The sequence below is a fragment of the Nocardioides sp. L-11A genome (assembly GCA_029961745.1).
Lineage (GTDB): Bacteria > Actinomycetota > Actinomycetes > Propionibacteriales > Nocardioidaceae > Nocardioides.
On record CP124680.1, the window covers coordinates 1,025,749 to 1,050,054 of the forward strand.

Annotated in this window: 25 protein-coding genes; 18 read left to right on the top strand and 7 right to left on the bottom strand. The window is 73.1% G+C overall.

Going from position 1 to position 24,306, the window contains the following annotated elements:
• The first annotated feature begins 70 nt into the window (after positions 1-70).
• The 6 genes from QJ852_04700 (at position 71) to QJ852_04725 (ending at position 6,238) form a co-directional block, all read left to right on the top strand.
• Positions 71-1,153 (top strand): glycosyltransferase, encoded by a 1,083-nt coding sequence (locus tag QJ852_04700; GenBank protein ID WGX97737.1) that lies wholly within the window; start codon positions 71-73, stop codon positions 1,151-1,153.
• 24 nt (positions 1,154-1,177) lie between these two features.
• Positions 1,178-1,951: a DUF4143 domain-containing protein gene (locus QJ852_04705; GenBank protein WGX97738.1), complete on the top strand. Its 774-nt coding sequence runs from the start codon at positions 1,178-1,180 to the stop codon at positions 1,949-1,951.
• Between the two features lie 69 nt (positions 1,952-2,020).
• On the top strand, positions 2,021-4,030 hold the full coding sequence (locus QJ852_04710; protein WGX97739.1) for a hypothetical protein: 2,010 nt from the start codon (positions 2,021-2,023) through the stop codon (positions 4,028-4,030).
• Complete coding sequence (locus QJ852_04715; protein ID WGX97740.1) at positions 4,027-4,551, top strand: hypothetical protein; 525 nt, start codon at positions 4,027-4,029, stop codon at positions 4,549-4,551. The genes QJ852_04710 and QJ852_04715 overlap by 4 nt, the downstream gene beginning before the upstream one ends.
• Before the next feature lie 95 nt (positions 4,552-4,646).
• The gene (locus QJ852_04720; protein WGX99530.1) at positions 4,647-5,960 is read left to right on the top strand and encodes a UDP-glucose/GDP-mannose dehydrogenase family protein; all 1,314 of its coding nucleotides are present in this window, start codon (positions 4,647-4,649) and stop codon (positions 5,958-5,960) included.
• A gap of 140 nt (positions 5,961-6,100) precedes the next feature.
• A complete protein-coding gene (locus QJ852_04725; protein WGX97741.1) occupies positions 6,101-6,238 on the top strand; it encodes a hypothetical protein in 138 nt (45 codons plus the stop codon).
• A gap of 26 nt (positions 6,239-6,264) precedes the next feature.
• On the opposite strand, the gene QJ852_04730 is transcribed toward QJ852_04725, so the two are convergent.
• Together QJ852_04730 and cysC are read right to left on the bottom strand one after the other, a co-directional pair.
• Positions 6,265-7,263 carry a sulfite exporter TauE/SafE family protein gene (locus QJ852_04730; protein ID WGX97742.1) on the bottom strand — a complete coding sequence of 333 codons (999 nt, stop codon included), beginning with the start codon at positions 7,261-7,263 and terminating at the stop codon, positions 6,265-6,267.
• Positions 7,263-9,197, bottom strand: a complete 1,935-nt coding sequence (gene cysC / locus QJ852_04735) for an adenylyl-sulfate kinase (GenBank protein WGX97743.1) — start codon at positions 9,195-9,197, stop codon at positions 7,263-7,265. The genes QJ852_04730 and cysC overlap by 1 nt, the downstream gene beginning before the upstream one ends.
• 139 nt (positions 9,198-9,336) lie before the next feature.
• Between cysC and QJ852_04740 the strand changes: the two genes are divergently transcribed.
• The 11 genes from QJ852_04740 to QJ852_04790 all read left to right on the top strand — a co-directional run bounded on the left by QJ852_04740 (position 9,337) and on the right by QJ852_04790 (position 17,354).
• A complete protein-coding gene (locus tag QJ852_04740; protein ID WGX97744.1) occupies positions 9,337-9,786 on the top strand; it encodes a helix-turn-helix transcriptional regulator in 450 nt (149 codons plus the stop codon).
• A 7-nt stretch (positions 9,787-9,793) separates the two neighbouring features.
• On the top strand, positions 9,794-10,495 hold the full coding sequence (locus tag QJ852_04745; GenBank protein ID WGX97745.1) for a hypothetical protein: 702 nt from the start codon (positions 9,794-9,796) through the stop codon (positions 10,493-10,495).
• A gap of 91 nt (positions 10,496-10,586) precedes the next feature.
• Complete coding sequence (locus QJ852_04750; protein ID WGX97746.1) at positions 10,587-10,886, top strand: DUF2516 family protein; 300 nt, start codon at positions 10,587-10,589, stop codon at positions 10,884-10,886.
• A gap of 83 nt (positions 10,887-10,969) precedes the next feature.
• A complete protein-coding gene (gene galE / locus QJ852_04755) occupies positions 10,970-11,974 on the top strand; it encodes a UDP-glucose 4-epimerase GalE (protein WGX97747.1) in 1,005 nt (334 codons plus the stop codon).
• Positions 11,971-12,849 carry an N-acetylmuramoyl-L-alanine amidase gene (locus QJ852_04760; protein ID WGX97748.1) on the top strand — a complete coding sequence of 293 codons (879 nt, stop codon included), beginning with the start codon at positions 11,971-11,973 and terminating at the stop codon, positions 12,847-12,849. The genes galE and QJ852_04760 overlap by 4 nt, the downstream gene beginning before the upstream one ends.
• Positions 12,850-13,165: 316 nt before the next feature.
• Positions 13,166-14,110: a glucosyl-3-phosphoglycerate synthase gene (locus QJ852_04765; protein ID WGX97749.1), complete on the top strand. Its 945-nt coding sequence runs from the start codon at positions 13,166-13,168 to the stop codon at positions 14,108-14,110.
• Positions 14,101-14,973, top strand: a complete 873-nt coding sequence (gene folP / locus QJ852_04770; GenBank protein ID WGX99531.1) for a dihydropteroate synthase — start codon at positions 14,101-14,103, stop codon at positions 14,971-14,973. Before QJ852_04765 ends, folP begins: the two co-directional genes overlap by 10 nt.
• A complete protein-coding gene (locus QJ852_04775; GenBank protein ID WGX97750.1) occupies positions 14,970-15,437 on the top strand; it encodes a hypothetical protein in 468 nt (155 codons plus the stop codon). The genes folP and QJ852_04775 overlap by 4 nt, the downstream gene beginning before the upstream one ends.
• Before the next feature lie 17 nt (positions 15,438-15,454).
• On the top strand, positions 15,455-16,033 hold the full coding sequence (locus QJ852_04780) for a rhomboid family intramembrane serine protease (protein WGX97751.1): 579 nt from the start codon (positions 15,455-15,457) through the stop codon (positions 16,031-16,033).
• A complete protein-coding gene (locus QJ852_04785) occupies positions 16,030-16,416 on the top strand; it encodes a hypothetical protein (GenBank protein ID WGX97752.1) in 387 nt (128 codons plus the stop codon). Before QJ852_04780 ends, QJ852_04785 begins: the two co-directional genes overlap by 4 nt.
• A gap of 155 nt (positions 16,417-16,571) precedes the next feature.
• Positions 16,572-17,354 (top strand): enoyl-CoA hydratase-related protein, encoded by a 783-nt coding sequence (locus QJ852_04790; GenBank protein WGX97753.1) that lies wholly within the window; start codon positions 16,572-16,574, stop codon positions 17,352-17,354.
• A 125-nt stretch (positions 17,355-17,479) separates the two neighbouring features.
• Here QJ852_04790 and QJ852_04795 read toward each other — a convergent pair whose 3' ends face one another.
• The 5 genes from QJ852_04795 to QJ852_04815 form a co-directional block, all read right to left on the bottom strand.
• On the bottom strand, positions 17,480-18,496 hold the full coding sequence (locus tag QJ852_04795; GenBank protein WGX97754.1) for a TIGR03617 family F420-dependent LLM class oxidoreductase: 1,017 nt from the start codon (positions 18,494-18,496) through the stop codon (positions 17,480-17,482).
• Between the two features lie 53 nt (positions 18,497-18,549).
• Positions 18,550-18,981, bottom strand: a complete 432-nt coding sequence (locus tag QJ852_04800) for a universal stress protein (GenBank protein ID WGX97755.1) — start codon at positions 18,979-18,981, stop codon at positions 18,550-18,552.
• A gap of 63 nt (positions 18,982-19,044) precedes the next feature.
• Positions 19,045-20,430 carry an MFS transporter gene (locus tag QJ852_04805; GenBank protein ID WGX97756.1) on the bottom strand — a complete coding sequence of 462 codons (1,386 nt, stop codon included), beginning with the start codon at positions 20,428-20,430 and terminating at the stop codon, positions 19,045-19,047.
• 38 nt (positions 20,431-20,468) lie between these two features.
• Entirely contained in the window at positions 20,469-21,557 is a 1,089-nt protein-coding gene (locus QJ852_04810; GenBank protein ID WGX97757.1) for a 2-oxoacid:ferredoxin oxidoreductase subunit beta, read from the bottom strand.
• Complete coding sequence (locus tag QJ852_04815; protein ID WGX97758.1) at positions 21,554-23,458, bottom strand: 2-oxoacid:acceptor oxidoreductase subunit alpha; 1,905 nt, start codon at positions 23,456-23,458, stop codon at positions 21,554-21,556. Before QJ852_04815 ends, QJ852_04810 begins: the two co-directional genes overlap by 4 nt.
• A 73-nt stretch (positions 23,459-23,531) precedes the next feature.
• On the opposite strand from QJ852_04815, the gene QJ852_04820 reads away from it, so the two are divergent.
• Positions 23,532-24,305, top strand: a complete 774-nt coding sequence (locus QJ852_04820; GenBank protein WGX97759.1) for an SDR family oxidoreductase — start codon at positions 23,532-23,534, stop codon at positions 24,303-24,305.
• Position 24,306 lies beyond the last annotated feature (1 nt).

The following is a 24,306-nucleotide window of genomic DNA, read 5'->3' on the forward strand; positions in this document are numbered from 1 at the left end:
CCCTCGGTACGCCGAAAGCGCCTGCGCCGGGGTCGTGCCGTCACTACGATCCGCGCGTGGGGATCCGCGCGTGAGGCTGGTCATCGACGTGCTCGGCGCGCCCGCCGACTCCGGTGGCATGCGCCTGTACGCCGAGCAGCTGCTCCGCGCCTGGCAGCAGGTCGCCCCCGACGACGAGCTCGTCGTCGTCGGCGCCCCCTGGGTGGCCGGGGTCCTCGCCGGACATCCGTCGGCGAGCGTGCACGTCGTCCCCGAGGGCTTCGCGGCGCGGGCGTTCGGGCAATGGGTCCGCGCCGGCCTGGTCGCGCGCCGGTGCGGGGCGGACGCGCTGCTGTCGGTCAGCCCGCTGGTGAGCCCGTTCGCGGGCAGGCGGCCGCAGGTGTGCATCGCGCACGACTGGCGCCACGTGAGGCACCCGCACGAGTTCCCGCGGCACCAGCGGCTCTACCGCCGGCTCTGGGCATGGTCAGCCACCCACGCGACCCGCTCGATCCAGATCTCCTCCAAGACCGACGCCGAGACCGCCCGGATCGCGCCGCGGGCGCGCCGGGTGACGGTGGAGAACGGCCAGGATCACCCCCGGACCTGGCCGGTCGCGCGTCCGGAGGCCGACGCCGACCCCTTCGTGGTGACCTACGGGCACCACCCCAACAAGCGCCCCGACCTGGTCGTTCGCGCGCTCCGGGTGGCCCACGAGCGGCTGGGCTCCCGGCCCCGCCTGGTGGTGCTGGGTGCGGCCGGGGGACTGCGCGAGCAGCTGCGCCGGACCGCGGCGGCCCACGGCCTGGAGGACGCGATCGACTTCCCCGGCTACGTCGCGACGCCGGTCTACCAGGAGCTCATCCAGCGCTCGCGGCTCGTGGTCCTGGCGTCGTCCGACGAGGGTTTCGGGCTCCCGGTCGCCGAGGCGCGCTACTTCGGGATCCCGGTCCTGTCCACGCACGACAGCGGCCTGTCCGCGATCCACGGCGACCGCGTCGTGACCGCCGCGGCGACCCCCGACGGCCTGGGCGCTGCGATGGCCGCGCTCCTCGCCGAGCCCGAGCGCAGGCGCCCGCCCGCCGTGGTCGCGAGCTGGGCCGACACGGCCCGCGGGATCCGGGGCGTGCTGGTGGAGGCGGCGCGGCGCCCGGCGCCCGGCCGGGTCACCTGAGCGGCATCTCCTACGCTGCACGTCGTGTCCGCCGACTTCGTCGCCCGCCTGGGCTCCCGGGCCCCGGCGCCCGACGAGGTGCGGTCCGCGTGGGAGCTGGGCGACTACCTGGCCCTGCTCGACCGGCCCGGGCTGGCCGACGAGCCGAGCGCGATCACCCGGCGGGCCGGCCGGCTCCGGCGCCTCGACCCGGACCGGCTGCAGGCCGTCCTCGCGGCCCTCGCGGACCCGCCGGCGGCCGAGCTCAACAAGGCCCGCATCGCGACGGCGGCCGGTCTCCCCGTCACCACCCTCTCGCCGTACGTCGACGTGCTGGTCCGCCTCGACGTGCTGCGTCTGCTCCCCGGCTGCCGGGCGGCGGTCGCCAAGCGGGCGATCGGCCGCCCCGCGGCGGTCTTCGCGGACCCGGCGCTGGCCCGCCACCTCACCGGCGTCACCAGCGCCGGGCTGGAGGACCTCGGCGGCCGGCGCCTGCTCACCGGCCTGCTGCGCGGCGCCGTCGCGGCCGAGCTGCTGCGTCAGCGCGGGACCAGCCGGGTCGAGCACCGGGTGAGCCACCTGCGCGAGCGCAACGGCCTCGAGGTCGATCTCGTCGTCGAGCTCCCCGACGACAGCCTGTTCGGCATCGAGGTACGCACCGCCGCGAGCCTGCGACCGCACCAGTTCAGCGCGCTGCAGGCGCTCGCCCGGCGCGCCGGCGGCCGGTTCCGCGGCGGGGTGGTGCTCAACACGGCCCCGCGCGGACACCGCTACGGCGCCCGGCTGTGGAGCCTCCCGATCGCCACGATCTGGGAGTGAGCCGGACAGGTCGTCGTGTCTTCTCGATTCGGAGGTCGCGACGCCGGCAGAGGACTAGCATCACCGCCTATGTGGGGCAGGTCGGTCGACTGGTCCGGCGCGCTCGGGGCGCTCGGCGATGCGGCGGCGCAGGTCGTCAGTGCTGAGCCGGTCGGTCTCGCGGTCGTTGGGGTGGTGGTGGCCACGCGCGTCCTCGACGGACGGCATGCGTTGCAGCCGTGGCGGTCCGCCCGACGCGCGCTGTTCGGCCCGCTCGGCCTGAAGCGGTTGCGGAGTGCCGAGGCCAGGACCGGTCATGCCGTCGCCCGGAGGCTCACCTTCATCATGAGGAATCCTGATGCGGTCGATGACGTGGCGCTCGTGGTCGCGTACGTCTGTGGCAGTGACCGTCGTGACCTGGTCGCCTATCGGACCACGGAGTACTCGGCGCTCCGGGCCCTGGTCGCCGAGGGTCTCGAGCGCCGGCACGAGGGCCTGCGCGTCCGGTACCTGCTGAACGAGCGCTGGCAGGAGAACCGGGCGTTGCTCATCGACATCCGGGACTACTGCCATCAGTTCCGGGACCTGATCCAGGCGCGCTATCCGAAGCGAACCGACCAGGCGAGGTTCGCCGAGGCCGTGTCGGCCGTCACGGGCGCCGTCGTCGTGGCCGACCTCGCCGCCGGGGAGACGGATGCGGCCGACCGGGTCGTGGCCTGGCACACGGGAGAATGGCACGGGCGGGCGGGCCTGCCTGCAGGTGCGCGGGGCGCGCGCCGCCCGTACGACCTCGCAGTGCGACGGTCGGACGGGACGGCGAATCCCGCTGACGCTCCCCGGCTCGGCGAGTACAACGGACGCATACCGACTCTCATCGGCGTCGAGGTCTGTCAGCTCGAGGGGTCGGACGGCGTCGCCATCGTCCTCGAGACCGGCGAGTCGGACTACCGGAGCACGGAGCCGCCCCTGGCCCCGGAACGACCCGATGGCTGGCAGTGCAAGAAGCTGTTCCCGGCCGCCAAGGACCCGTACCTGCAGAGATTCCGACTCGCCGAGGACGGGACGGGCCATGGCCGAACGGTCGGAGCGCGGGCTCTCCCACGCGAGGACGGGCCGCGGCGAGCCGTCCTCCTCAACGGCAAGATCGGCATCATCTCCGTCATCGACGACCAGCCCTTCTTCGTCCTCATGGCGCGGTCCGACAAGGTGTCCAACGGGCGGATGGGTCTCGGACCGGCCGCGGGAGGAGTTGTCGAGCTGTCGGTCGAGGGGGACGCCCGGGACGCGGACAGATTCGGTGCGGTGGACGTCATGGCAGGCATCCGACGCGAGCTCAGGGAGGAGCTCGGACTCAGGACGACCGAGGTGCAGTCGGCCGCCCGAGCCGTCTTCCTGGCCACCTCGCGAACGCGACCACGTCCCGACCGTTCGGGACGTCTCGATCCCGACACCGGCGAGCTGGTCGCGACCGTCCTCGCCGTCGGCGTCACCCACCTGGGGCCAGAGGACTTCGCCCGACGACGCTTCGATGCCTCGCCGGGACGCGGTCTCTACGAGTCCCGGGGGCTCGTCTTTGTACCGATGGGCCGGTCGGCCGACTCCTTCGCTGAGACGCTGATGTGGGGCACCTATGATGCGGCGGCGCTGAGCGCGGCCAGGCCCTGGCAGGTGGTGGGGGAGGAGGTGCCCGCCCCGGCGACCACCGAGCGCCCCGTGCCGAGCGATCGGCAGTCGATCCAGGGGAACCTCGATCAGGCCGCGCTGGTGGCTGCTCTCTACGCGTCGGCGACGATCTTCGGGACGCAGGCGACGATGGACGCGTTCGTGGCCCAGGTCCATGGCTCGCCGTTGTGGACGGTGACCTGGCCGGAGCAGGCGGCGGGGTCGATGTCGCGCGTGTGCAGGCAGCCGAGGTCGCTGCTCGAGGACGAGGAGATCTTCGACAGATGGATGAAGAACACCTGGGGCCACGTCGTCCGCGCCGACGCCTTCGACCGCGATTGTGAGCCGGAGCGGGGCGCGGCGTCGGCGGCGACCGCCGCGCGGCAGCCGACCGCGCCGAAGCCGAACCTCAGGGACGAAGAGAAGAGTGCGCGATGAGCCCCGATGAGTCCAGCGACCGCCGGGACGACCTGGTCCTGCGGACGGACCGCTTCGCTGCTGTCATCGCCCCCGCCCCGCCGACGGCCTTCTGCGCCTGCGAGGGATGCTCCCCCTCGGCCGGTGGCAGGGCGGCGCTCATGCTGGCCGGGATCCTCCATCACCGACTGGATGGCGACCCGGACCTGACCGCGCTGCTGGACAGGTGGAGTGCGGACTTCCCGGACGCGACCCGGCGCTGCCAGGCGGCGGGTGCCGACTGGCGTGTCTCGGCGGCGATCCTCAACCACGTGACGAGTGAGCTCTGGCTCGTCGGGAAGGTCTCAGCCCACCTCGGGGATCACGACCTCCGGACTCCCGGCGGTCGGACCACGCTCGGCCCGACCCCGGTGTCACGGGGCCAGTGTCTGGTCCGGAGACTGTCTGCGGGAGTGGTCCTCAGGCTGAGCAGCGACTACGACCAGGCGTACGGCCCCGCGTCGTCGATCGAGGTGACGGTCTCGAAACCGACGGGTGAATGAGCCGTGGACTCGTTCGCCCAGCTGAAATCTGATGTTGGTGGACCCGTCGACTCACGGTGACGGCGCCGTGTGTCGTGGCCCGTAGAACTCGTGCCATGAAGATCTCCGTCTTCGGATGCGGCTACCTGGGAGCCGTGCACGCGGCATGCATGGCCTCGCTCGGCCACGAGGTGGTCGGAATCGACATCGTGCCCGAGCAGGTCCGGGCCCTGAGCCGTGGTGAGGCTCCTTTCTTCGAGCCGGACCTCCCCGGCCTGCTCGCGGAAGGCGTCGCCGGAGGGCGGCTGAGGTTCAGCGTCGACCCGGGCGACGCCTCGCCCGCGACGGTCCACTTCGTGTGTGTCAACACGCCACAGAAGAAGGGCGAGTACGGGGCGGACCTGAGTCATCTGAACGCGGTGATCGAGAGCATCCTCGCCGTGGTCAAGCCAGGTGACGTGATCGTGGGCAAGTCGACGGTGCCGGTCGGGACGGCGGAGCGGTTGCTGGCGCGGATCACGGCCGTCGAGCCGGAAGCCGAGTTGTTGTGGAATCCGGAGTTCCTCCGCGAGGGCCACGCCGTCCAGGACACCTTGAGCCCGGACCGGTTCGTCTACGGCTATGTCGACGGCCCTCAGGGGCGGGATGCGGCGGCGAAGCTGGACGAGGTCTACGCGGTGGCACTGTCCGACGGCGTGCCGAAACTGGAGACGGACCTCGCGACCGCGCAACTGGTCAAGGTGGCCGCCAACTCGTTCCTCGCGACCAAGATCTCGTTCGTGAACGCCATGGCCGAGCTCTGCGAGGCCACCGGGGCCGACGTGACGCAACTGGCGGACGCGATCGGCTACGACGACAGGATCGGTCGCAAGTTCCTCAACGCGGGCCTGGGCTTCGGCGGTGGCTGTCTGCCGAAGGACATCCGGGCCTTCATGGCCCGCGCCGGTGAGCTCGGCGTCGACCAGGCTCTGACCTTCCTCCGCGAGGTCGACTCGATCAACATGCGCCGCCGGGTGCGGATGGTGGATCTCGCCCGCGAGGTGTGCGGCGGATCGATCGTCGGTCGCCGCCTGGCGGTACTCGGGTCCGCCTTCAAGCCGGACAGCGACGACATCCGTGACAGTCCCGCCCTGAGCGTGGCGGCGCAGATGCAGCTCCAGGGGGCTCGGGTGCTGGTCACCGACCCCCGTGCGATCGACAACGCGCGCAAGAAGTGGCCAGACCTCGAGTTCGCCTCCACGGTGGAGGAGGCCGTCGCCGAGAGTGAGGCGGTGCTCCTGCTCACGGAGTGGCCGGAGTACGTTGAGCTCGATCCGGCCGACCTCAAGCGGCTGGTTGCCGTGCCCCGCATGATCGACGGCCGGAACTGCCTGGAGCCCGCGCGGTGGCGCGCGGCGGGGTGGACCTACCGGGCGCTCGGCCGCCCCTGACCCTCACCCGCCGAGGCCAGAGCGGGCTGACCGGCCGGTCGGTCCGGTGGCCCGAAGGGACTACCCGGTCTTACCCCGTTCAGGGGACGGATCCGGTGGGTCCGGGCGGGTACCGTGGTTTCAGCAGGAGGGGGACCACCATGGAGATGCTGATCGGAGTCGCGGGAGCGATGTGGGTCGCGGCCGCAGCCGCGTTCACCTTCGGGGTCGGCCGCGCGGCCGCCGACGACGCGCCGTTCCGGGGCGAGGAGTCCCCGGAGTTCCGCCCCGTCGGCTGACCCGGTCCAGCGCTCAGGTCCGGCGCTCAGGTCCGGGCGCGCTTGCGCTCCCGGCTGCCGAAGGACTCGATCTCGGCGACGGTGGGGGCACCGAACATCGGCAGCCCGAGGCGCTTGCGCAGCAGCCCCCACACGAAGGGGACCAGCACCAGCATCGCCACGCCGATCGCGGCGACCAGCATCGCCTCCAGCGTCTCGTGCCCCTCGCCGAAGGGGTGCAGCCCGGCCTTGAACAGCAGCGCCACCCCCGACATCGTCAGCACGATCACGATGCCCCGGCGGATGAACGACTGGGGCACGCGGGGCGCGAGCCGGGAGCCGATCAGGGTGCCGGGCACCGAGCCGACGACCAGCGGGATCACCAGCTCCCAGTCGAGGCCGTGGATGGCGATATTGGCCAGCGCCGCGCTGAGCACCAGCGGCACCGCCTGCACCAGGTCGGTGCCGACCAGCCGGACCGCGGACAGACCGGGATAGAGCATGAGCAGCGCGATCATGATGACCGAGCCGGAGCCGACGCTGGTCACGCCGACGAGGAGCCCGCCGAGCATGCCGACCAGCAGGGTCGGGACCGGCCGGATCCGTGGGTTGTCGTCGGGCAGCGCGCCGCCGCGTCGTACCCGCTTGAGGTTGATGTAGAGCCGCAGGGCGTAGGTCGAGGCCGCGAACAGCAGCGCGATCCCGATGCACAGCTTGAGGGTGTCCTCGAGGTGGGCCGGGTCGTCGGTCAGCGCCTTGACGAGATAGGGCCCGACGAACGCCATCGGGACCGACCCGAGGATCAGCCAGCCGGCGAGTCGCAGGTTGGGCGAGCCCTCCCGGGCGTGCGTGATCGCGCCACCGGTCTTGTAGACCGCCGCGGCGGTCAGGTCGGCGGTCACGATCGACGCGGTGTGGCCCACGCCGAGGAAGATCAGGGCCGGCGTCATCAGCGCGCCGCCGCCCATGCCGGTCAGGCCGACCACGACGCCGACGAGGAAACCGGCGGCCGCGATGGAGAGCGCGGTCAGCGTCAGGACGTCCACTACGGCGCGTCCGTCGGCTCGGGCCGGGCCAGGCGGCGCAGCACCGCCTGGAGGAGCGCATCGATCTGGTCGGCCGACACCTCGGCCGCGGCCTTGCCGCGGCGGTAGGGATCGCGGATCTCGTGGTGGTCGGCCGTGCCCGCGCGGCGGTGCCCGACGGCGGTCACCAGCTCGGCGCCGTGCAGGTGTGGGTCGACGCGGTCGACCGACTCGGCGAACTGGCCCAGCGTGAACGCCTTGCGGAACGCGCCCGGCACCTCCTCGAGCACGAACTGTCGGTGCGCCGCCTCGGCCGTCAGGACCAGGTCGGCCGCGGCGATCAGGTCGTCGGTGAGCGGGCGGCTGGCGAAGCCGCCGAGGAGGTCGTTGCCGACACCGCGCTCGGCGAGCACCTCGGCCATCGTGCGGTCGACGGGATGGGCGTTGAAGCCGTGGGTGCCGGCGCTGGCGAACTCGATCCCGCCGCCCGGCCCCGACAGGGACCGCGAGCGGAGCTCCATGTACGCCGAGCGGCAGATGTTCGCGGTGCAGACGAAGAGCACGCGCAGCGGCCGCGCCCCGGACGTCGCGGTGCGGGCGCCGGTGGGGCCGGGCGCCGGTTCGGCGTCGGGGCCCCGGACCGAGCGCTGGGCGACCTCCTCCGGGTCGACCGGCGGCAGCGCCCCGGGCGAGGGCCCGGCCGCCGGGGACTCCGGCGGGGAATCCGGTGGGGCCGGCCGTGGGGTCGCGGGCACGGTCAGGTCGGCGTACCCGGCGGAGCGCAGGGCGAGCACGACGTCCTCGAGGGTGTCCTCGATCGAGCGGCCGGTCGTGTCGACCCGGACGTCGGCGTCGGCCGGCTCCTCGTAGGGGGAGGAGATGCCGGTGAACTCGGGGATCTCGCCCCGCCGCGCCTTGGCGTACAGGCCCTTGCGGTCGCGCCGCTCGCACTCCTCCAGCGGCGTCGCGACGTGGACGAGGAAGAAGGCGCCGCCGGCCTGGTCGACCATCGCCCGCACCTGCTGGCGGGTCTCGTCGAACGGGGCGATCGGGCTGCAGACGGCGAGGCCGCCGTGCCGGGCGATCTCGGCGGCGACCCAGCCGATCCGGCGGATGTTGGTCTCCCGGTCCTCCTTGGAGAAGGTGAGCCCGGCCGACAGGTTGCGGCGGACCACGTCGCCGTCGAGGCTGGTGAGACTGCGGCCGCCGTGCTCGAGCAGCCGGTCCATCAGGGCCCGCGCGAGTGTGGACTTGCCGCTACCGGACAGGCCGGTGAAGAACAGGACCAGGCCCTGCTCGTCGCGGCGCGGGCGCTCGGCGGCGGCGATGTCGGCCAGTGCCGGCAGCAGGTGGCCGCCGTAGGCCAGCTCGACGACGGGATCGGTGTCGGCGTACGACGTCAGCACCGAGATGCGCAGCGCGGGGTCGGCCAGCGAGGCGTGGTCGGCGAGCGGGACGGCCACGACGTCGGCGTTGATGGTCGCCGCGACCCGCTGGGTCGCGCGGAGCAGGCCGACCGGGCTGACCGCAGGGGTACCGGCGCCGACCAGGGCGACCAGGACGACGGGGCCGAGTCCGCGCAGCTGCTCGACCTGGACGTCGGTCATCAGGTCGGTGACGGGGACGAAGGTGCGTCCGGCGTACTGCTCGCGCACGGAGGCGGGCGAGAGGTACAGGCGGCGGAAGGGCCCGAACTGCGCGTGGGTCAGCGGGGTCACGGCCAGGCCGCGCAGCACGCTGGAGACCCGCGCGAGGGGGAGGCCCTCGGGGTCGACCAACTCGATCTCGTTGCCCTCGTCGAGGTGCAGGGAGAGGTCGTCGGGCAGGGAGAGCGTGAGGGGACTGCCCGGCTCGTTGAACCCGCGGATCGGGGCGGCCGCTCCCGACGTCAGCAGCTCGAGGTCGTCGAGCTCGCGCTGCGTCGGGCAGTGCTGGGGCAGGGGCGGGGGTGGCACACGGGTGATCGTACAGAGTCGAGTGAGTTGATCCCCTTTGAACAGTGCAGGCGGACACCTGGCACCCGGAACCGCTTGTGAACGAGTTCACGTTCCGGGTGCTTGCTCTTTGCTAACTGTTGCTAGCACCATGGTGTCCATGGCCAAGGGCAAGGTGGGAAAGACCGTCGGGTCGCTGGGCGACTACCTCAAGGAGCAGCGGGTGTCCGCCCGTCTCTCCCTGCGGCAGCTCGCCGATCAGGCGGGCGTCTCCAACCCGTACCTCAGCCAGATCGAGCGCGGGCTCCGCAAGCCGTCGGCCGAGGTCCTGCAGCAGATCGCCAAGGCGCTGCGGATCTCCGCGGAGCAGCTCTACATCAGGGCCGGGATCCTCAGCCCCGATGACGGCGTGGGGGGATCGGTCGAGCTCGCCATCGTGAGCGACACCGGCCTCACCGAGCGACAGAAGCAGTCGCTCCTCGATGTCTACGCATCGTTCCTCGCGCTGAACGCGGCCGACCCGGAGGGCCCCGCACCGGCCGCCGCCGCGCAGGAGGACGCGCCAACCAACACCGAGACGGAATCCGACCCCGTCGCCAACGAAGGGTGAACTGACCATGCCGAAGCTCGAGCTCCCGAAGATCGAGATCCCGACCCTCGACCTGCCCAAGGTCGACCTTCCCCGCGTGGACCTCCCCGAGCTCCCCGCGGCCGCCGCGAAGCCGCTCTACGCCGGCGTCGGCGCGACCGACCTCGCCGTCGAGAAGGTCCGCAGCTACGTCGCCGACGTGCAGGCTCGGGTGAACTCCTATGTCACCGACGTGCAGAAGGACGTCGCCGCTCGTGTCGCCGACGTGCAGAGCACGGTCACCGGCACCGTGAAGGGCTTCGAGCTGCCCGAGCGCAAGCGCCTGCAGACCAAGGCCGTCGCCAGCCTCTCCGAGCGCCGCACCCAGGCCGAGGCCCGCATCGCCGGCATCCAGGCCGACGCCAAGGCGTTCCCGGCCAAGGTGCAGAGCTCGGTCAAGGGCGCGTACGACGAGAACGTCGCCACCGCCACGGCGCTGTACGCCGACCTCGCCAGGCGCGGCGAGGGTGTCGTGGTCAAGCTGCGCACCGGCGAGGCCCCGAAGGCCCCGGTCGCCGCCGCTCCCACCCCGGCCGCCGCTCCCGCCGCCCCGGTCGCGAAGGCCCCGGCCGCCAAGAAGGCGCCCGCCAAGAAGGCCGCCGCGAAGAAGGCGCCGGCCAAGAAGGCCGCCGCGAAGAAGGCCCCGGCGGCGAAGAAGGCCCCGGCCGCGAAGGCCCCGGCCGACAGCTGAGCCCGGCGCTCCCACCCCTTCGGCCCCGAGGCGTCCGCCTCGGGGCCGAACTGCGTCCCGTGCGCGACCGCGGGCCAACTACGATCGCCCCATGAGCGGTGGGTTCGTGTGGGCGTTGGGCGACGTCGAGGGCTGGATCAATGTCGGCATCGCCTTTGCGCTGCTCGTCATCAAGATCTTCGCGTTCGTCAGCTCGCTGCTCTACTCCGGGGAGTCGTACGTCGCCGCCGACAAGCTCACCAAGCCGACCTGGACCGCGATCCTCGGCGTGGGCGTGCTGCTCCAGGTGGTGCCGATCAACCTCTCGATCATCAACCTGGCCCTGCTCGTCGCCGCGCTGGTCTACCTCGCCGACGTGCGCCCGGCGCTCGCCGGCCTGCGCCGCCGTTGATCGACCCGGCGCGTTCAAACGCGCCGGGTCGGCGGTCGTGGGGCGTTCAGATGCGCCGGGTCGGCGGGACGTAGGGTCGACGCATGAAGGTTCTCGTGACGGGCGGCGCCGGTTATCTCGGGTCGATCACGGCCAAGGCGCTGGAGCAGGCCGGGCACACGCCGGTCATCCTCGACTCGCTGCTGAGCGGCCCCCGGGCCTACGTCGGTGACCGGATCTTCTACGAGGGCGACATCGCCGACCGGGCGCTGCTGGCCCGGATCGTCGCCGAGCACCCCGACCTCGAGGTCACCGTGCACATGGCGGCGCGGATCGTCGTACCGGAGTCGGTGGAGCAGCCCTACGGCTACTACCGCGACAACGTGGCCAAGTCGCTGGAGATGTTCGACGCGCTGACCGAGCTGGGCAAGCCGCGGATCCTCTTCTCCTCCACGGCGTCGCTCTACGCCCTCACCCCGGCGTTCGAGGTCACCGAGGAGGATCCGGTCGACCCGACCTCGCCGTACGCCCGGACGAAGCGGATGATGGAGCAAGTCCTCGAGGACCTGGCCCGGGCCACCGACCTGCGGGCGATCATCCTGCGCTACTTCAACCCCATCGGCGCCGACCCCGACCTCACCACCGGCTACCACCTGCGCGACGCGACCCACGTCGTACCCCTGATGGCGCAGACCGCGCTCGGCTTCCGGGAGAGCTTCACCCTCACCGGCACCGACCACCCGACCCGCGACGGCACGGGCATCCGCGACTACATCCACGTGTGGGACCTGGCCCGCGCACACGTACGCGCGGTCGAGGAGTTCGACCGGGTCCTGGAGCAGGTCGGCACACCGTCCACCTACCTCAACCTCGGCGCCGGCGACGGGGTCACCGTCCGCGAGCTGCTGGCCGCCGTCGAGCGCGTGGTCGGCCGGCCGATCCCGGTCGTCGAGGCGCCGGCCCGGCCGGGCGACGCGGCCGGTGCCTACGCCAACGCCGACAAGGCCGCGGAGCTCCTGGGCTGGCGCACCGAGCTCTCGCTCGACGAGGCGATCGCCTCCGCGCTCGCCTGGGGTGAGAAGCGGAAGGACGTGCTGGGGTACGCGTGACCAGCGTCGCCGCGCGTCGGGCCCCGCTCGCCGGCCTGCTGGCCGGCGCCGTCCTGGCGGCGGGCTGTGCGGGCCCCGCCGGCCCGGGCGCGAGTACGCCGGGCGCCGGCTCGCCCGCTCCTGAGTCCTCGGTCGCCACGTTGCCGCCGAAGCCGCCGAAGCCGCCGAAGCCGCCGAAGCCGCCGAAGCCGCCGAAGCCGCTGGCCGGCCGGGTCGTCGTCCTGGACCCCGGCCACCAGCTCGGGAACGCCCGGTTCCCGAGCGAGATCAACCGCCGGGTCGACGCGGGCGGGTTCGCCAAAGCGTGCAACACGACCGGCACGGCGAGCGACGACGGCTACCCGGAGGCCACCTTCACCTGGGAGGTGGCCGTCGAGCTCCGCAAGCGGCTGCGGCGGCTCGGGGCCCGCGTGGTGCTGACCCGCGACGACAACACCGCGGACGCCTGGGGGCCGTGCATCGACGAACGGGGCCGGATCGGGAATCCCGGCGGGCCCGGCCCGACCGCCGACGCCCGGGTGAGCATCCACGCCGACGGCAACCGGTCGTCGTCGGCGCACGGCTTCCACGTGATCCGGCCCGGCCGGCGCGACGGCTGGACCGACGACGTGCTCGTCCCCTCCGAGCGGCTCGCCGTCGCCCTGCGTGACGCGCTGGTCGAGGCCGGGTTCGCGCCGTCGACGTACCTCGGCGAGGACGGGATCGACGTCCGCACCGACCTCGGCACGCTCAACCACTCCGACGTCCCCGTCGTGATGGCCGAGCTCGGCAACATGCGCGACCCCGGCGACGCCGCGGTGATGGAGCGCGCCTCGGGCCGCCAGCGGTACGCGCGCGCCCTGGCGAGCGCGATCCGCGCGTTCCTCGCCGGCTGAGCCGGCCCACGCGTCAGTCGCGCGAGTGCTTGCCGAGCGGCGGCATCGACATCGGCGCTGCCGGCATCCGCGCCGGTCCCGGGATGGGCTCCGCCGCCGGTCTCTTGGGGCGGCGCGTGTGGCGTTCGATGTGCGGACATCCACGCGGCCCGTGTTTGAGCACGCATCGCACCTTGCGTCGGAAGCGGCGGAACGACATGACCAACTCCAGGGGGGAGGGAGCACCCACAATTCCCGAGACCCCTTGACGGTAACACCGGGTGCGTGGGTTGGGGAGCCGAACGGCGAGGTGAATGCGAGGGGTAGGTTGACCGGCATGGGGATCCGGGCGGGCCACTGGGACGACTGGGCCCTCGAGGGGCTGCTGGGGCGCAAGGAGAGCACCGGTCAGCGGGTCAGCCTCGTCGTGCCCGCGCGCAACGAGGCGGCCACCGTCGGTGCGGTCGTGGCGCGCGTCCGTGAGGCGCTGATGGACACGGTGTCGCTCGTCGACGAGGTCGTGGTGATCGACAGCGATTCCGTCGACGACACCTACGCCGTCGCGGAGTCCGCCGGGGCGCGGGTGCACCGTTGTGCCGAGATCCGCCCCGACCTCGGCACCCACCCCGGCAAGGGCGAGGCGATGTGGAAGTCGCTGTTCGTCACCACCGGCGACCTGGTGGTGTTCATGGACGCCGACCTGCACGACTGGGACACCCACTTCGTGCCCGGCCTGCTCGGCCCGCTGCTGCACCACCCCGAGGTCCAGCTGGTCAAGGGCTTCTACGACCGACCCGGCGCCGACGGCCCGCTCGAGGGCGGCCGGGTCACCGAGCTGGTCGCGCGGCCGCTGATCGCGCTGCTCTTCCCCGAGCTGGGCGGGCTGGTCCAGCCGCTCGCGGGGGAGTGGGCGGTGCGCCGTACCTGGTTCGCGGGGCTCCCGGTCCCCACCGGGTACGCCGTCGAGCTGGCCGCGCTCGTCGACACCGTGCGGGCCGCGGGTGCCGAGGGGATCGCCCAGGTCGACCTCGGCGTGCGAGCCCATCGACACCAGGCGCTGCGCGACCTCGGCGGCATGGCGACCCAGATCCTCGCCGCGGCGCTGGCCCGGGCCGGTGTCGCGGTTCCACTACCGGATTCGTCGTCCGCAGCGGTCGATGGCGACGATTCCGGTCGTTGCGTGGCGACCCAGGCGGTGCTGCGACAGTACCTGCGCGGGCTCGAGCCGGTGGAGCGCGTCGTGCCGACCCTCGAGCGACCGGCAGCGGAGGCATACCTGTGAGGCTCGGACGACAGGCGTTCGGCGACGACGAGGCGCTGATGATGGCGATCGTCAACCGGACCCCGGACTCGTTCTTCGACAAGGGCGCGACCTGGGCCGAGGACGCGGCGTTCGAGCGGGTCGCCGCGGTGGTCGCGCAGGGCGCGGAGATCGTCGACATCGGCGGCATCAAGGCCGCGCCGGGCGTCGAGATCTCGGCGGCCGAGGAGAAGGACCGGGTCGTCGACTTCGTCGCCCGTGTCCGTGAGACCTACCCGGACCTCGTCATCTCGGTCGACACCTGGCGGGCCGAGGTCGGTGCGGCCGTGTGCGCCGCGGGCGCCGACGTCCTCAACGACGCGTGGGGCGGCGCGGACCCCGAGCTGGTCGACGTCGCCGCGGAGTACGACGCCGCGATCATCTGCACCCACACCGGCGGCGTCACGCCGCGCACGCGCCCCTACCGGATCGAGTACGACGGGCCGGGCGGGGTGGTCGCCGCCGCGATCGCCGACACCGTCGCCTACGCCGAGCGCGCGTTGGAGGCGGGCGTCGCGCGGGAGTCGATCGTGATCGATCCGGCCCACGACTTCGGCAAGAACACCTTCCACTCGCTCGAGATCACACGGCGCCTGGGGGAGATGGTCGCGACCGGCTGGCCGGTGCTGGTGTCGCTGTCCAACAAGGACTTCGTGGGCGAGACCCTCGGCCTCGACGTCGGCGAGCGGCTGCTCGGCACCCTCGCCGCCACGTCCGTGTGCGCCCTCGCCGGCGCCCGGATCTACCGGGTCCACCAGGTGGTCGAGACCCGACAGAGTGTCGACATGGTGTGGTCGATCGCCGGGCGCCGGCCGCCGCTGCGCGCGATCCGGGGCATCCAGTGAGCGCGCTCCCTGTCGCCCTGGTGCCGGGCGTCCCGGCCCTGCTGCCGGCGTACTCCTCGCTGGAGGACCCGGTCGCCGAGCTGCGGGCGGCCTGCCTCGCCGCTGTGGGCGGGCTGGGCCCGCGGGTGCGGATCCTGGCGTCCGGGCCGAGCGGCGGCCGCGTCGCCGCCGCGCTGGTCGAGGCCGCCGGCGCCGCCGTCGTCGAGGACGGCGAGACCGGCGTGCTCGTCGTGGGCAACGGCTCGGCCAAGCGCACCGAGAAGGCCCCCGGCCACTTCGACCCGCGCGCCGAGGAGTTCGACGCCGGGCTGCGGCGTACCTTCGCCGGCATCGACGCCGCCCTCGCCGCCGAGCTGTGGGCCGACACCGACTGCCTGGGGGTGCTGCCCCCGCTCGACGAGGCCGAGGTGACCTACGACGACGCGCCGTTCGGCGTGCAGTACTGGGTCGCGCGCTGGCGCTGACCCGCCACACTGTCGCCATGGACGTACGCAACCGCCCCGGCTGGCAGGTCGCCGCGATCGGCGCCGCCTGCTTCGTCGCGCTGCTGTGGGCGATCGAGCTCATCGACGTCGCCGCCTCCCACCGGCTCGACGGCTGGGGGATCCGGCCGCGGTCGGGCGAGGGCCTGCTGGGCGTCCTGGCCGCGCCGCTGCTGCACGGCGGCTGGGGTCACCTGGTCGCCAACACCGTGCCGGCGCTGGTGCTCGGCTTCCTGACGCTCGCGACCGGCCTCGCCCGCGGCCTGGCCGCGACCGCGATCATCTGGCTCGTGGGCGGACTGGCCGTCTGGCTGGTCGCCGGCGGCGACTCGGTGCACCTCGGGGCGTCCGGGCTGATCTTCGGCTGGCTGACCTACCTCGTGGTGCAGGGCTTCGTGGACCGCAAGCCGGGCGAGATCGCGATCGGCCTCGGCGTGCTGGTGATCTACGGCGGGGTGCTCTGGGGCGTGCTGCCGGGCCAGACCGGGGTGTCCTGGCAGGGACACCTGTTCGGGGCGATCGCCGGTGTGGTCGCGGCCGTCGCCGTGAGCGAGCGGCGCCGAGCGGTGACGGTGTGAAGCCACTGCGCTGGCCGTTGTTGTGGGCAGCGGTGTGGAGCGGGCTGCTCCTGGTGGTCGTCGTGCTCTCCCTGGCGCCGCCGCCCCCGTCGCCCGACGTGCCGCAGGGCGACAAGTGGCAGCATCTGCTGGTGTACGCGAGCCTGGCCGCGGTCGCCCTCCAGATCTTCCGTCCCGGCCGTCCGCTGGTGCTCGCCGCGGTGCTCGTCGTGGCGCTGGGTGCCGGCCTGGAGCTCGCGCAGGGGGCGCTCACCGACGACCGGATGATGGACCCGCGCGACGCGCTCGCCAACACCGTCGGCGTCGCGCTGGGCCTCCTCACCAGTCGGACGCGGGCGCGGGACCTGCTGCTGCGCGCCCTGGGAGATCCCGCGGCCAGGTGACGCCTGCTGCGCGCCGCGATACACGGGCACTGGTGGCGTTGGCGTCGCTCGAGGGGCGGCCCGGCACGTCTTCGCTCCGCCGCCTTGCCATCACCCGTGTCTCACGACGCTCGCGACGGCATCACCTGATCGCGGAATCTCCTACCCTCTCGGACGTGAGTGCTGACGAGCTGCTGATCGACCGCGACCGCCTCGGCCGCGGCGTCCTCGAGGTGACCTTCAACCGGCCGGAGCGTCGCAACGCCTTCACCAAGGACATGTACGCCGGCCTGCGGGCGCTGTGGGAGCAGACGGCGGAGGACCGCTCGGTGCGGGTCGTCGTGCTGCGCGGTGCCGGGGGCAAGGCGTTCGCCGCGGGCAACGAGATCAGCGACTTCGTCGAGGCCGACGCCGTCGACTACGAGAACTGGATCCGGGAGATGTTCGAGCGCCTCTGGGCGCTCCCGCAGGTCACCATCGCCGCCGTCGACGGCGTCTGCGTCGGCGGCGGCCTCGCCGTCGCGACCCACTGCGACCTCCGGGTGGCGACGGAGTCCTCGCGCTTCGGCTATCCGATCGCTCGCACCCTCGGCAACGCGCTCTCCGGCACGGTCCTCTACCGCTGCCAGGCGATCTTCGGGGAGTCCCTGACCCGCGAGATGCTGCTGGCCTCGCGCCTGGTCACCGCGGACCGCGCGTACGCCGTCGGCGCGCTCGCGGCCGTCGTACCGGACGCCGCGGCGCTGGATGCCGAGGTCGCCGAGCTCGCGGCCGGCATCGGCCAGGCGTCCCGGGCCACCATCGAGACCACCAAGCACCAGCTGCTCACCCGGGCCCGCCCGGCCGAGGCATCCATCGAGGGCGAGGAGGCACTGCTGCGCGAGGTCTACACCGGTCCGGACTTCACCGAGGGCGTGCGGGCGTTCCTCGCCAAGGAGAGGCCCGCGTTCAGCCGGTGATGCTCGTGGGCGGCGCCGCGCTGTAACACGCCGTCCGCCCGTCTGGTCGCCACCTGTCAGCAGAATCCGGCCGGAAGTCCCGCGATTCCTGCGGACGACCGACCGGTAGTCCGGCGGACGGCGTGTTACAGCTCCCGCAGACCGGCCGCCAGTGCGGCGATCTGCTCCAACGGCGGGTCGTAGCCGGGGAAGTAGCAGCACACCCGGTCGACCCCGGTGACGTCGCCGAAGCGGCGCCCGATCTCGGCCGCGCACTCCTCGGGAGTGCCGGCCACCGCGATGGTGTCGAGCAGGGTGTCGTCGACGAGGGCGACCATGGCGGCGACGTCGCCGAGCTTGGAGAGCCGGTTGAGCTCGGGCTGCAGGTCGGCGCGGCCCTCGACCTCCAGCACCGGCCTGTACGCGGGCGTGGAGCCGTAGAACGCGAGCAGCGCGCGGACGCCGCCGCGGGCGCTGCGCACCTCGGCGTCGGTGCGGCCCATCGCGACGATCGCCTGTGGATGGATCGCGAAGTCGGCCGCCGCGCGACCGGAGCGGGAGAGGCCCTCGGCGACCGCGGGCAGGGTGCGCTCGAGGAGGTGGCGGCGGCTGTGGAAGGGCATGACCAGGAGCCCGTCGGCCACCTCGGCGGCGGTGCGGGTCATCACCGGCCCCAGGGCGCCGAGGAGCACCGGCGGCGGTCCGTACGGGTTCGGCCCCGGGACGAAGGTCGGCGGCATCAGGGTGTGGGTGGTGTGCTCGCCGCGGAACTCCAGTCGCTCGCCGGACTGCCAGGAGTGCAGGATCGCCTGCACCGCGCCGACGATCTCGCGCATCCGCGCGGCGGGCGGCGACCACCGGGCGCCGTACCTCTTCTCGATGTGGGGCCGGATCTGCGAGCCCAGGCCGAGCCGGAACCGGCCGCCCGACATCAGCTGGAGGTCCCACGCCGTGTGGGCCAGGTGCATCGGCGAGCGCGGCATCGCGATCGCGACGTTCGTCATCAGGTCGGCGTCGACCCGGCCGGCCACCGCGGCGAGGGGGAGGAAGACGTCGTGCGGTCCCTCGAAGGTGAACAGGCCCGCCGCCCCGGCCGCCGCCAGCTCCCGGGCGCGGAGGACGGACCGATCGGGGCTGGCGTCCAGCTGCAGGTCGAGGAGCACCCGCCCATCCAAGCGCGCGCGGGCTCACCCGTCGACCGCGGGCGGTGATGTGCTCAGGCGGTGTTGACGATGTAGACGTCGCACTGCGCGTGGTGGGCGACGGCGGCGGGGACGCTGCCGAGGACCCGGGCGATGCCCTGCATGCGCCTGTTGCCGACGACGACGAGGGTGGCGTCGAGCCGCTCGGCCTCGGCGAGGAGCGCGTCGGCGGGACGGGCCTGGACGGCGGCGGAGGTCACCGCGCCGCCGGCGCCGACGAGGCCGGCGAGCCTCGCGGCGGTGCGGGCGGCGATGTCGGCGCTCTCCTCGGAGACCGAGACGGTGAGGCGCTCGCCGCCGGCCTCCACCTCGGCCGACTGCTCGCGGCTGTAGGCGCACACCACGTGCAGGGCCGCGCCGGTCGCGGCGGCCAGGCGCGCGGCCGTCTCGGCGGCGCGCTCGGCGCGCTCGTTGCCGTCGACTCCGACGACGATCGTCCCGGTCATCTGCCACCTCCACCCACGGGTCCCGGCTCCGGCGCCGCGACGGTCATTCCATTGTATTGATGATTAGGAATGTGGCAAGGGTCGGCGGCGCCCGGCCAGGGCGCCGACGCCGGCCGCCAGGCAGACGGCCGCGAGGGTCAGTGCGGTCGCGCGCAGCGCGGCGTCGCCGCCGCCGAACACCTCCAGGAGTGTCACGCCCGCCGCCGAGCCGACCGAGAACCCGAGATAGCGCAACAGCTGGTTGAAGGCCATGGCGCTGCCCGTCTCCGCGGGCGGGACGTGCGGCACGATCAGCATCGGCAGTGAGGAGAAGGTGAAGCCGCTGCCGAGGCCGCCGACCGCCATGACGAGCAGGGCCTGGCCCAGGTCGTCGTGGAGCACCGCGAGCAGGGCCATCGCCGAGGCGAACACCGTCGAGCCGAACGGTAGCAGCCACTGCGGACCGAACCGGCGCGCGACGCGCAGCGCGACGCGGCTGCCGGTCACACTGAGCAGGGCGTACGGGACGAGGACCAGGCCCGCCGCGCCGGGGCCCGCGTCGAGACCCCACCCGCGACTGCCGTCGCTGCTCACGAGCAGCACCACGATGGTCAGGAGGCCGTACATGCCGGTCGCCAGGGCGAAGGCCACCGCGTTCGGGCCGCGCAGGCCCGGGCGCAGCACCAGCCGCAGGTCGACCAGCGGCTGTCCCCCACGGCGCGCCACCCGCAGCGAGCGGACGACCCACGCCGCCAGCAGGCCCGCGCCGGTCGCGGCCAGGCCGAGGACCGCGCCGGACGACCAGCCCCACTGCTCGCCCTGGCTGACGGCGAGGAGCAGGCCGACCGCCCCCACCGCGACCAGCCCGGCGCTCGGCAGGTCGACGCGCTGCGGCGCCCCGTCCGCGTGGCGGGGCAGGTGGCGGACGGCGAGCACGAGGGTGCCGGCGATCAGGGCCGCGCCGAACCCGTAGGCGCCGCTGACGCCCCCGTGCTCGGCGATGAACCCGGTGACCGGGTAGCCCAGGCCCGCGCCGGCGACGGTCGCGACCGACAGCAACGAGAGCCGCGAGGCGAGGCGCGCACCCGACCAGGCGTCGCGCGCCACGGCCAGCGCCAGCGGCGCCACGGCCAGGCCCAGGCCCTGCAGGGAGCGTCCGGCGATCAGGGCACCGATGCTGACGGGCAGTGCGGACAGGACGGTGCCGGCGAGCACCAGGAGCAGCGTCCCGAGGATCACCGGACGACGCAGTCGGCCGCTGCCCCACCGGCCGATGACCGGCGTCGCGGCCGCGGCGGTGACCAGGGTGGCGGTGAGGATCCACTGCGCCGTGCTGATCGGTACGGCGTACCGCTCGGCGATGCTCGGCACCAGCGGGGCGCCGAGGCTGCTGATGATCGCGGTGACGGTGGTGACGGCCGCGAGGGTCGCGAACAGCCAGCCGTCACGCTCCTCCGCCGACTCCGTCACGGCCCCCAGTGTCCCGTGCCCGGCGCCGGTCTCCGATGTCAGGCCACGGTCCAGGTGTCGCCGCCGTCGATGAGCCGCTGCAGGTCCCCCCGTCCGCGCGTCGCCACGGCCTCGGTGACCTGCGCACGCGTCTGGTCGTCGTAGGTGGGGCGGTCGACCTGGCGGAAGATGCCGATGGGGCTGCGGTTGAGGTAGCCGGCGTCGGTGAGTCGGGAGATGGCGAAGGCGGTCGAGGGGTCGGGGTGGTGGGCGTCGTGGATGAGGATCGTCTCGCGTGGGACGGAGGCGGTGTCGGCGACCTCGACGCCGCCGGCGGCGCGGACCAGGGCCTTGTCGCCCAGTCCGGTGGTCTCGTCGCGGGTGCCGAAGGTGATCGGCTCGCCGTGGACCAGCGGGATGATCGCGTGGGCTTTGGTGTCGTTGTCCTTGATCGCGTCGAAGGCGCCGTCGTTGAAGATGGGGCAGTTCTGGTAGATCTCGACCAGCGAGGTGCCGCGGTGGGCGGCGGCGGCGGCGAGGACGGTGGTGAGGTGCTTGCGGTCGGAGTCGATGGTGCGGGCGACGAAGGTGGCTTCGGCGCCGAGGGCCAGCGAGACGGGGTTGAAGGGGTGGTCGATGGAGCCGACGGGGGTGGACTTGGTGATCTTGCCGGTCTCGCTGGTGGGGGAGTACTGGCCCTTGGTGAGTCCGTAGATGCGGTTGTTGAACAGCAGGATGGTCATGTTGACGTTGCGGCGCAGGGCGTGGATGAGGTGGTTGCCGCCGATGGAGAGGGCGTCGCCGTCGCCGGTGACGACCCAGACGGAGAGGTCTTCGCGGGCGGTGGCGATGCCGGTGGCGATGGAGGGTGCGCGGCCGTGGATGGAGTGCATGCCGTAGGTGTCGAGGTAGTAGGGGAAGCGTGAGGAGCAGCCGATGCCGGAGATGAAGACGATGTTCTCGCGGCGTAGTCCGAGGTCGGGGAGGAAGGACTGGACGGCTTTGAGGACGGCGTAGTCGCCGCAGCCGGGGCACCAGCGGACCTCCTGGTCGCTGGAGAAGTCCTTGCCGGTCTGGGTCTCGCCGTCCGCGAGGGCCGGGACGAGGGCGGTGCCGAGCTGGGGCAGGGGCAGGTCGACGGCGGTCATGCGGAGGGCTCCAGGGTCGCGGTGACGTGGGTGAGCAGGTCCTGCGACAGCGCCTCGGCGCCGAAGGGCAGGCCGCGCACGGTGGTGATCGAGCGGACGTCGACGAGGTACTCGGCGCGCAGCAGGCGCGAGAGCTGCCCGAGGTTCATCTCCGGGCAGACGACGCGGTCGTAGCGGCGCAGGAGCTCGCCGAGGTCGTGGGGGAACGGGTTGATGTGGCGCAGGTGGACCTGCGCGATCGGGAGGCCCGCGGCCCGCACGCGCCGGCAGGCGGCGCCGATCGGGCCGTACGTCGAGCCCCAGCCGATGACGAGGACCTTCGCCTCGCCCGACGGGTCGTCGACCTCGAGCGGCGGGAGGGAGTCGGCGATCCGCCTCACCTTCTCGTCGCGGATGCGCACCATCGCGTCGTGGTTCGCGGGGTCGTAGGAGATGTTCCCGTGCCCCTCCTCGAGGGTGCCGGCCTTCTCGAGCCCGCCGATGCGGTGCTCGAGGCCGGCGGTCCCGGGCACGGCCCAAGGGCGGGCCAGGGTGTCCTCGTCGCGCAGGTAGGGCCAGAACTCGTCGAGCTCGCCGTCGGCCCCGGCCCTGCCGGACGCGTGGTTGGGCGCGGTCGCGAACGCCGGGTCGATGGCCGGCAGGTCCGCGACGTCGGGGATGGCCCACGGCTCCGAGCCGTTGGCCAGGTAGCCGTCGGAGAGCAGCATCACCGGGGTGCGGTAGGTGACGGCGATCCGAGCCGCCTCCACGGCTGCCGCGAAGCAGTCGGTCGGCGACTGGGCGGCCACGACCGGCATCGGCGCCTCGCCGTTGCGGCCGTACATCGCCTGCAGCAGGTCCGACTGCTCGGTCTTGGTCGGCAGGCCCGTCGACGGGCCGCCGCGCTGGACGTCCACGATCACCAGCGGCAGCTCGGTCATCACCGCGAGACCCATCGCCTCGGACTTCAGTGCGATGCCCGGACCCGAGGTCGCCGTCACGCCGAGCGCGCCGCCGAAGGAGGCGCCCACGGCGGCGCCGATCGCGGCGATCTCGTCCTCCAGCTGCAGGGTCGAGACGTCGAAGGCCTTGTGCTTGCTGAGCTCGTGCAGGATGTCGCTCGCCGGGGTGATCGGGTAGGCGCCCATCAGCACCGGCAGGCCGCTGAGCTGCCCGGCCGCCACCAGCCCGTAGGCCAGCGCGGTGTTGCCGGTGATATTGCGGTAGCGCCCCGCCGGCACCGGAGCCGGCTTCACGACGTAGGAGACCGCGAAGGTCTCGGTCGTCTCACCGAAGTTCCAGCCCGCGCGCAACGCCGCGATGTTGGCGTCGCGGATCGTCGGCTTCCCGGCGAACTTCGCGCCGAGGTACTGCTCGGTGCCCGCGACGTCGCGGCCGTAGAGCCAGGAGACCAGGCCCAGCGCGAACATGTTCTTGGAGCGGGCGGCGTCCTTGCGGGACAGCCCGAAGTCCTTGACCGCCTCGACCGTCATGCCGGTGAGGTCGAGGGGATGCACCGCGAAGTCGGCCAGCGAGCCGTCCGCGAGCGGGTCGGCGGCGTACCCGACCTTGTCGAGGGCGCGCTTGGTGAAGTCGTGGGTGTCGACGATGATCGTCGCGCCCTTGGGCAGGTCGCCCAGGTTGGCCTTCAGTGCCGCGGGGTTCATCGCGACGAGCACGTCGGGCCGGTCGCCCGGCGTGAGGATGTCGTAGTTCGCGAAGTGCAGCTGGAAGCTGCTGACGCCCGGGATGGTGCCCTGGGGCGCCCGGATCTCGGCGGGGAAGTTGGGGAGCGTCGAGAGGTCGTTGCCGAAGACCGCGGCCCCCTGGGTGAAGCGGTCTCCGGTCAGCTGCATCCCGTCGCCGGAGTCGCCGGCGAAGCGGATGACCACGCGATCGAGCTCGGTCACGGTCGAGGACACGGTGCTCCTATCTCTGATAATGATTCCAATGTAATGTGGCGCTCTCCGGAGTGTCAATCGAGGAGGAGGGCCCATGGACAGCAGCTCGGCGGTCGCCCTGGTCACCGGCGGCGCGCGCGGCATCGGCGCAGCCATCGCGGAGGGCGTGGTCGCGGCCGGAGGCCGCGTCGTGGTCGCCGACGTCGACGAGCGGGCCGGGGGCGCCCTGGTCGAGCGGCTGCGCGGCGGCGCGCGCTTCGTCCCCTGTGACGTGACCGAGGAGGACCAGGTCGCGGCCGCTGTCGAGGCCGCGGCAGAGCTGGGCCCGCTCGACGCGGTCTTCGCCAACGCCGGGGTCGTCGGCGTCACGGGCCGGATCGAGGACACCGGGCTCGCCGACTTCCGGCGCACGACGGACCTGCTGCTCACCAGCGTCTTCCTCACGGTCAAGCACGCGGTGCGCGTGATGCGGCCCCAGGGGCGCGGAGCGATCGTGTGCACCGCCAGCGTGGCCAGCGTGCGGGGCGGCCTCGGTCCGCACGTCTACACCGCCGCCAAGCACGCGGTGAAGGGGCTCGTCGAGTCGGTGGCCGTCGAGCTCGCGCCGTCGGGCCTGCGCATCAACGCGGTCGCGCCCGGCGGCACCGTCAGCTCGCTGTCCGCGGGGCTGATGGGGGACGCCGACGACCTCGCGACGCCGTACCGTCGCCTGGCCGCCGCCTCCTCCAGTGGCGTGCCGACCACGTCGGCCGACATCGCCGACGCTGCTCTCTTCCTGGCGCACGCCCCGCGGATCAACGGCGCCTGTCTGGTCGTCGACGGTGGAGACGACGTGCTGGCCCAGAAGGGGCGCTCGTACTACGGCTGAC

Coding starts and splice junctions, on each gene's coding strand:
- QJ852_04710 (WGX97739.1), top strand. CDS start 2,021: ATGTGGGGCAGGTCGGTCGACTGGTCCGGCGCGCTCGGGGCGCTCGGC.
- QJ852_04715 (WGX97740.1), top strand. CDS start 4,027: ATGAGCCCCGATGAGTCCAGCGACCGCCGGGACGACCTGGTCCTGCGG.
- QJ852_04720 (WGX99530.1), top strand. CDS start 4,647: ATGAAGATCTCCGTCTTCGGATGCGGCTACCTGGGAGCCGTGCACGCG.
- QJ852_04725 (WGX97741.1), top strand. CDS start 6,101: ATGGAGATGCTGATCGGAGTCGCGGGAGCGATGTGGGTCGCGGCCGCA.
- QJ852_04740 (WGX97744.1), top strand. CDS start 9,337: ATGGCCAAGGGCAAGGTGGGAAAGACCGTCGGGTCGCTGGGCGACTAC.
- QJ852_04745 (WGX97745.1), top strand. CDS start 9,794: ATGCCGAAGCTCGAGCTCCCGAAGATCGAGATCCCGACCCTCGACCTG.
- QJ852_04750 (WGX97746.1), top strand. CDS start 10,587: ATGAGCGGTGGGTTCGTGTGGGCGTTGGGCGACGTCGAGGGCTGGATC.
- galE (WGX97747.1), top strand. CDS start 10,970: ATGAAGGTTCTCGTGACGGGCGGCGCCGGTTATCTCGGGTCGATCACG.
- QJ852_04765 (WGX97749.1), top strand. CDS start 13,166: ATGGGGATCCGGGCGGGCCACTGGGACGACTGGGCCCTCGAGGGGCTG.
- QJ852_04780 (WGX97751.1), top strand. CDS start 15,455: ATGGACGTACGCAACCGCCCCGGCTGGCAGGTCGCCGCGATCGGCGCC.
- QJ852_04800 (WGX97755.1), bottom strand. CDS start 18,981: ATGACCGGGACGATCGTCGTCGGAGTCGACGGCAACGAGCGCGCCGAG.
- QJ852_04810 (WGX97757.1), bottom strand. CDS start 21,557: ATGACCGCCGTCGACCTGCCCCTGCCCCAGCTCGGCACCGCCCTCGTC.
- QJ852_04820 (WGX97759.1), top strand. CDS start 23,532: ATGGACAGCAGCTCGGCGGTCGCCCTGGTCACCGGCGGCGCGCGCGGC.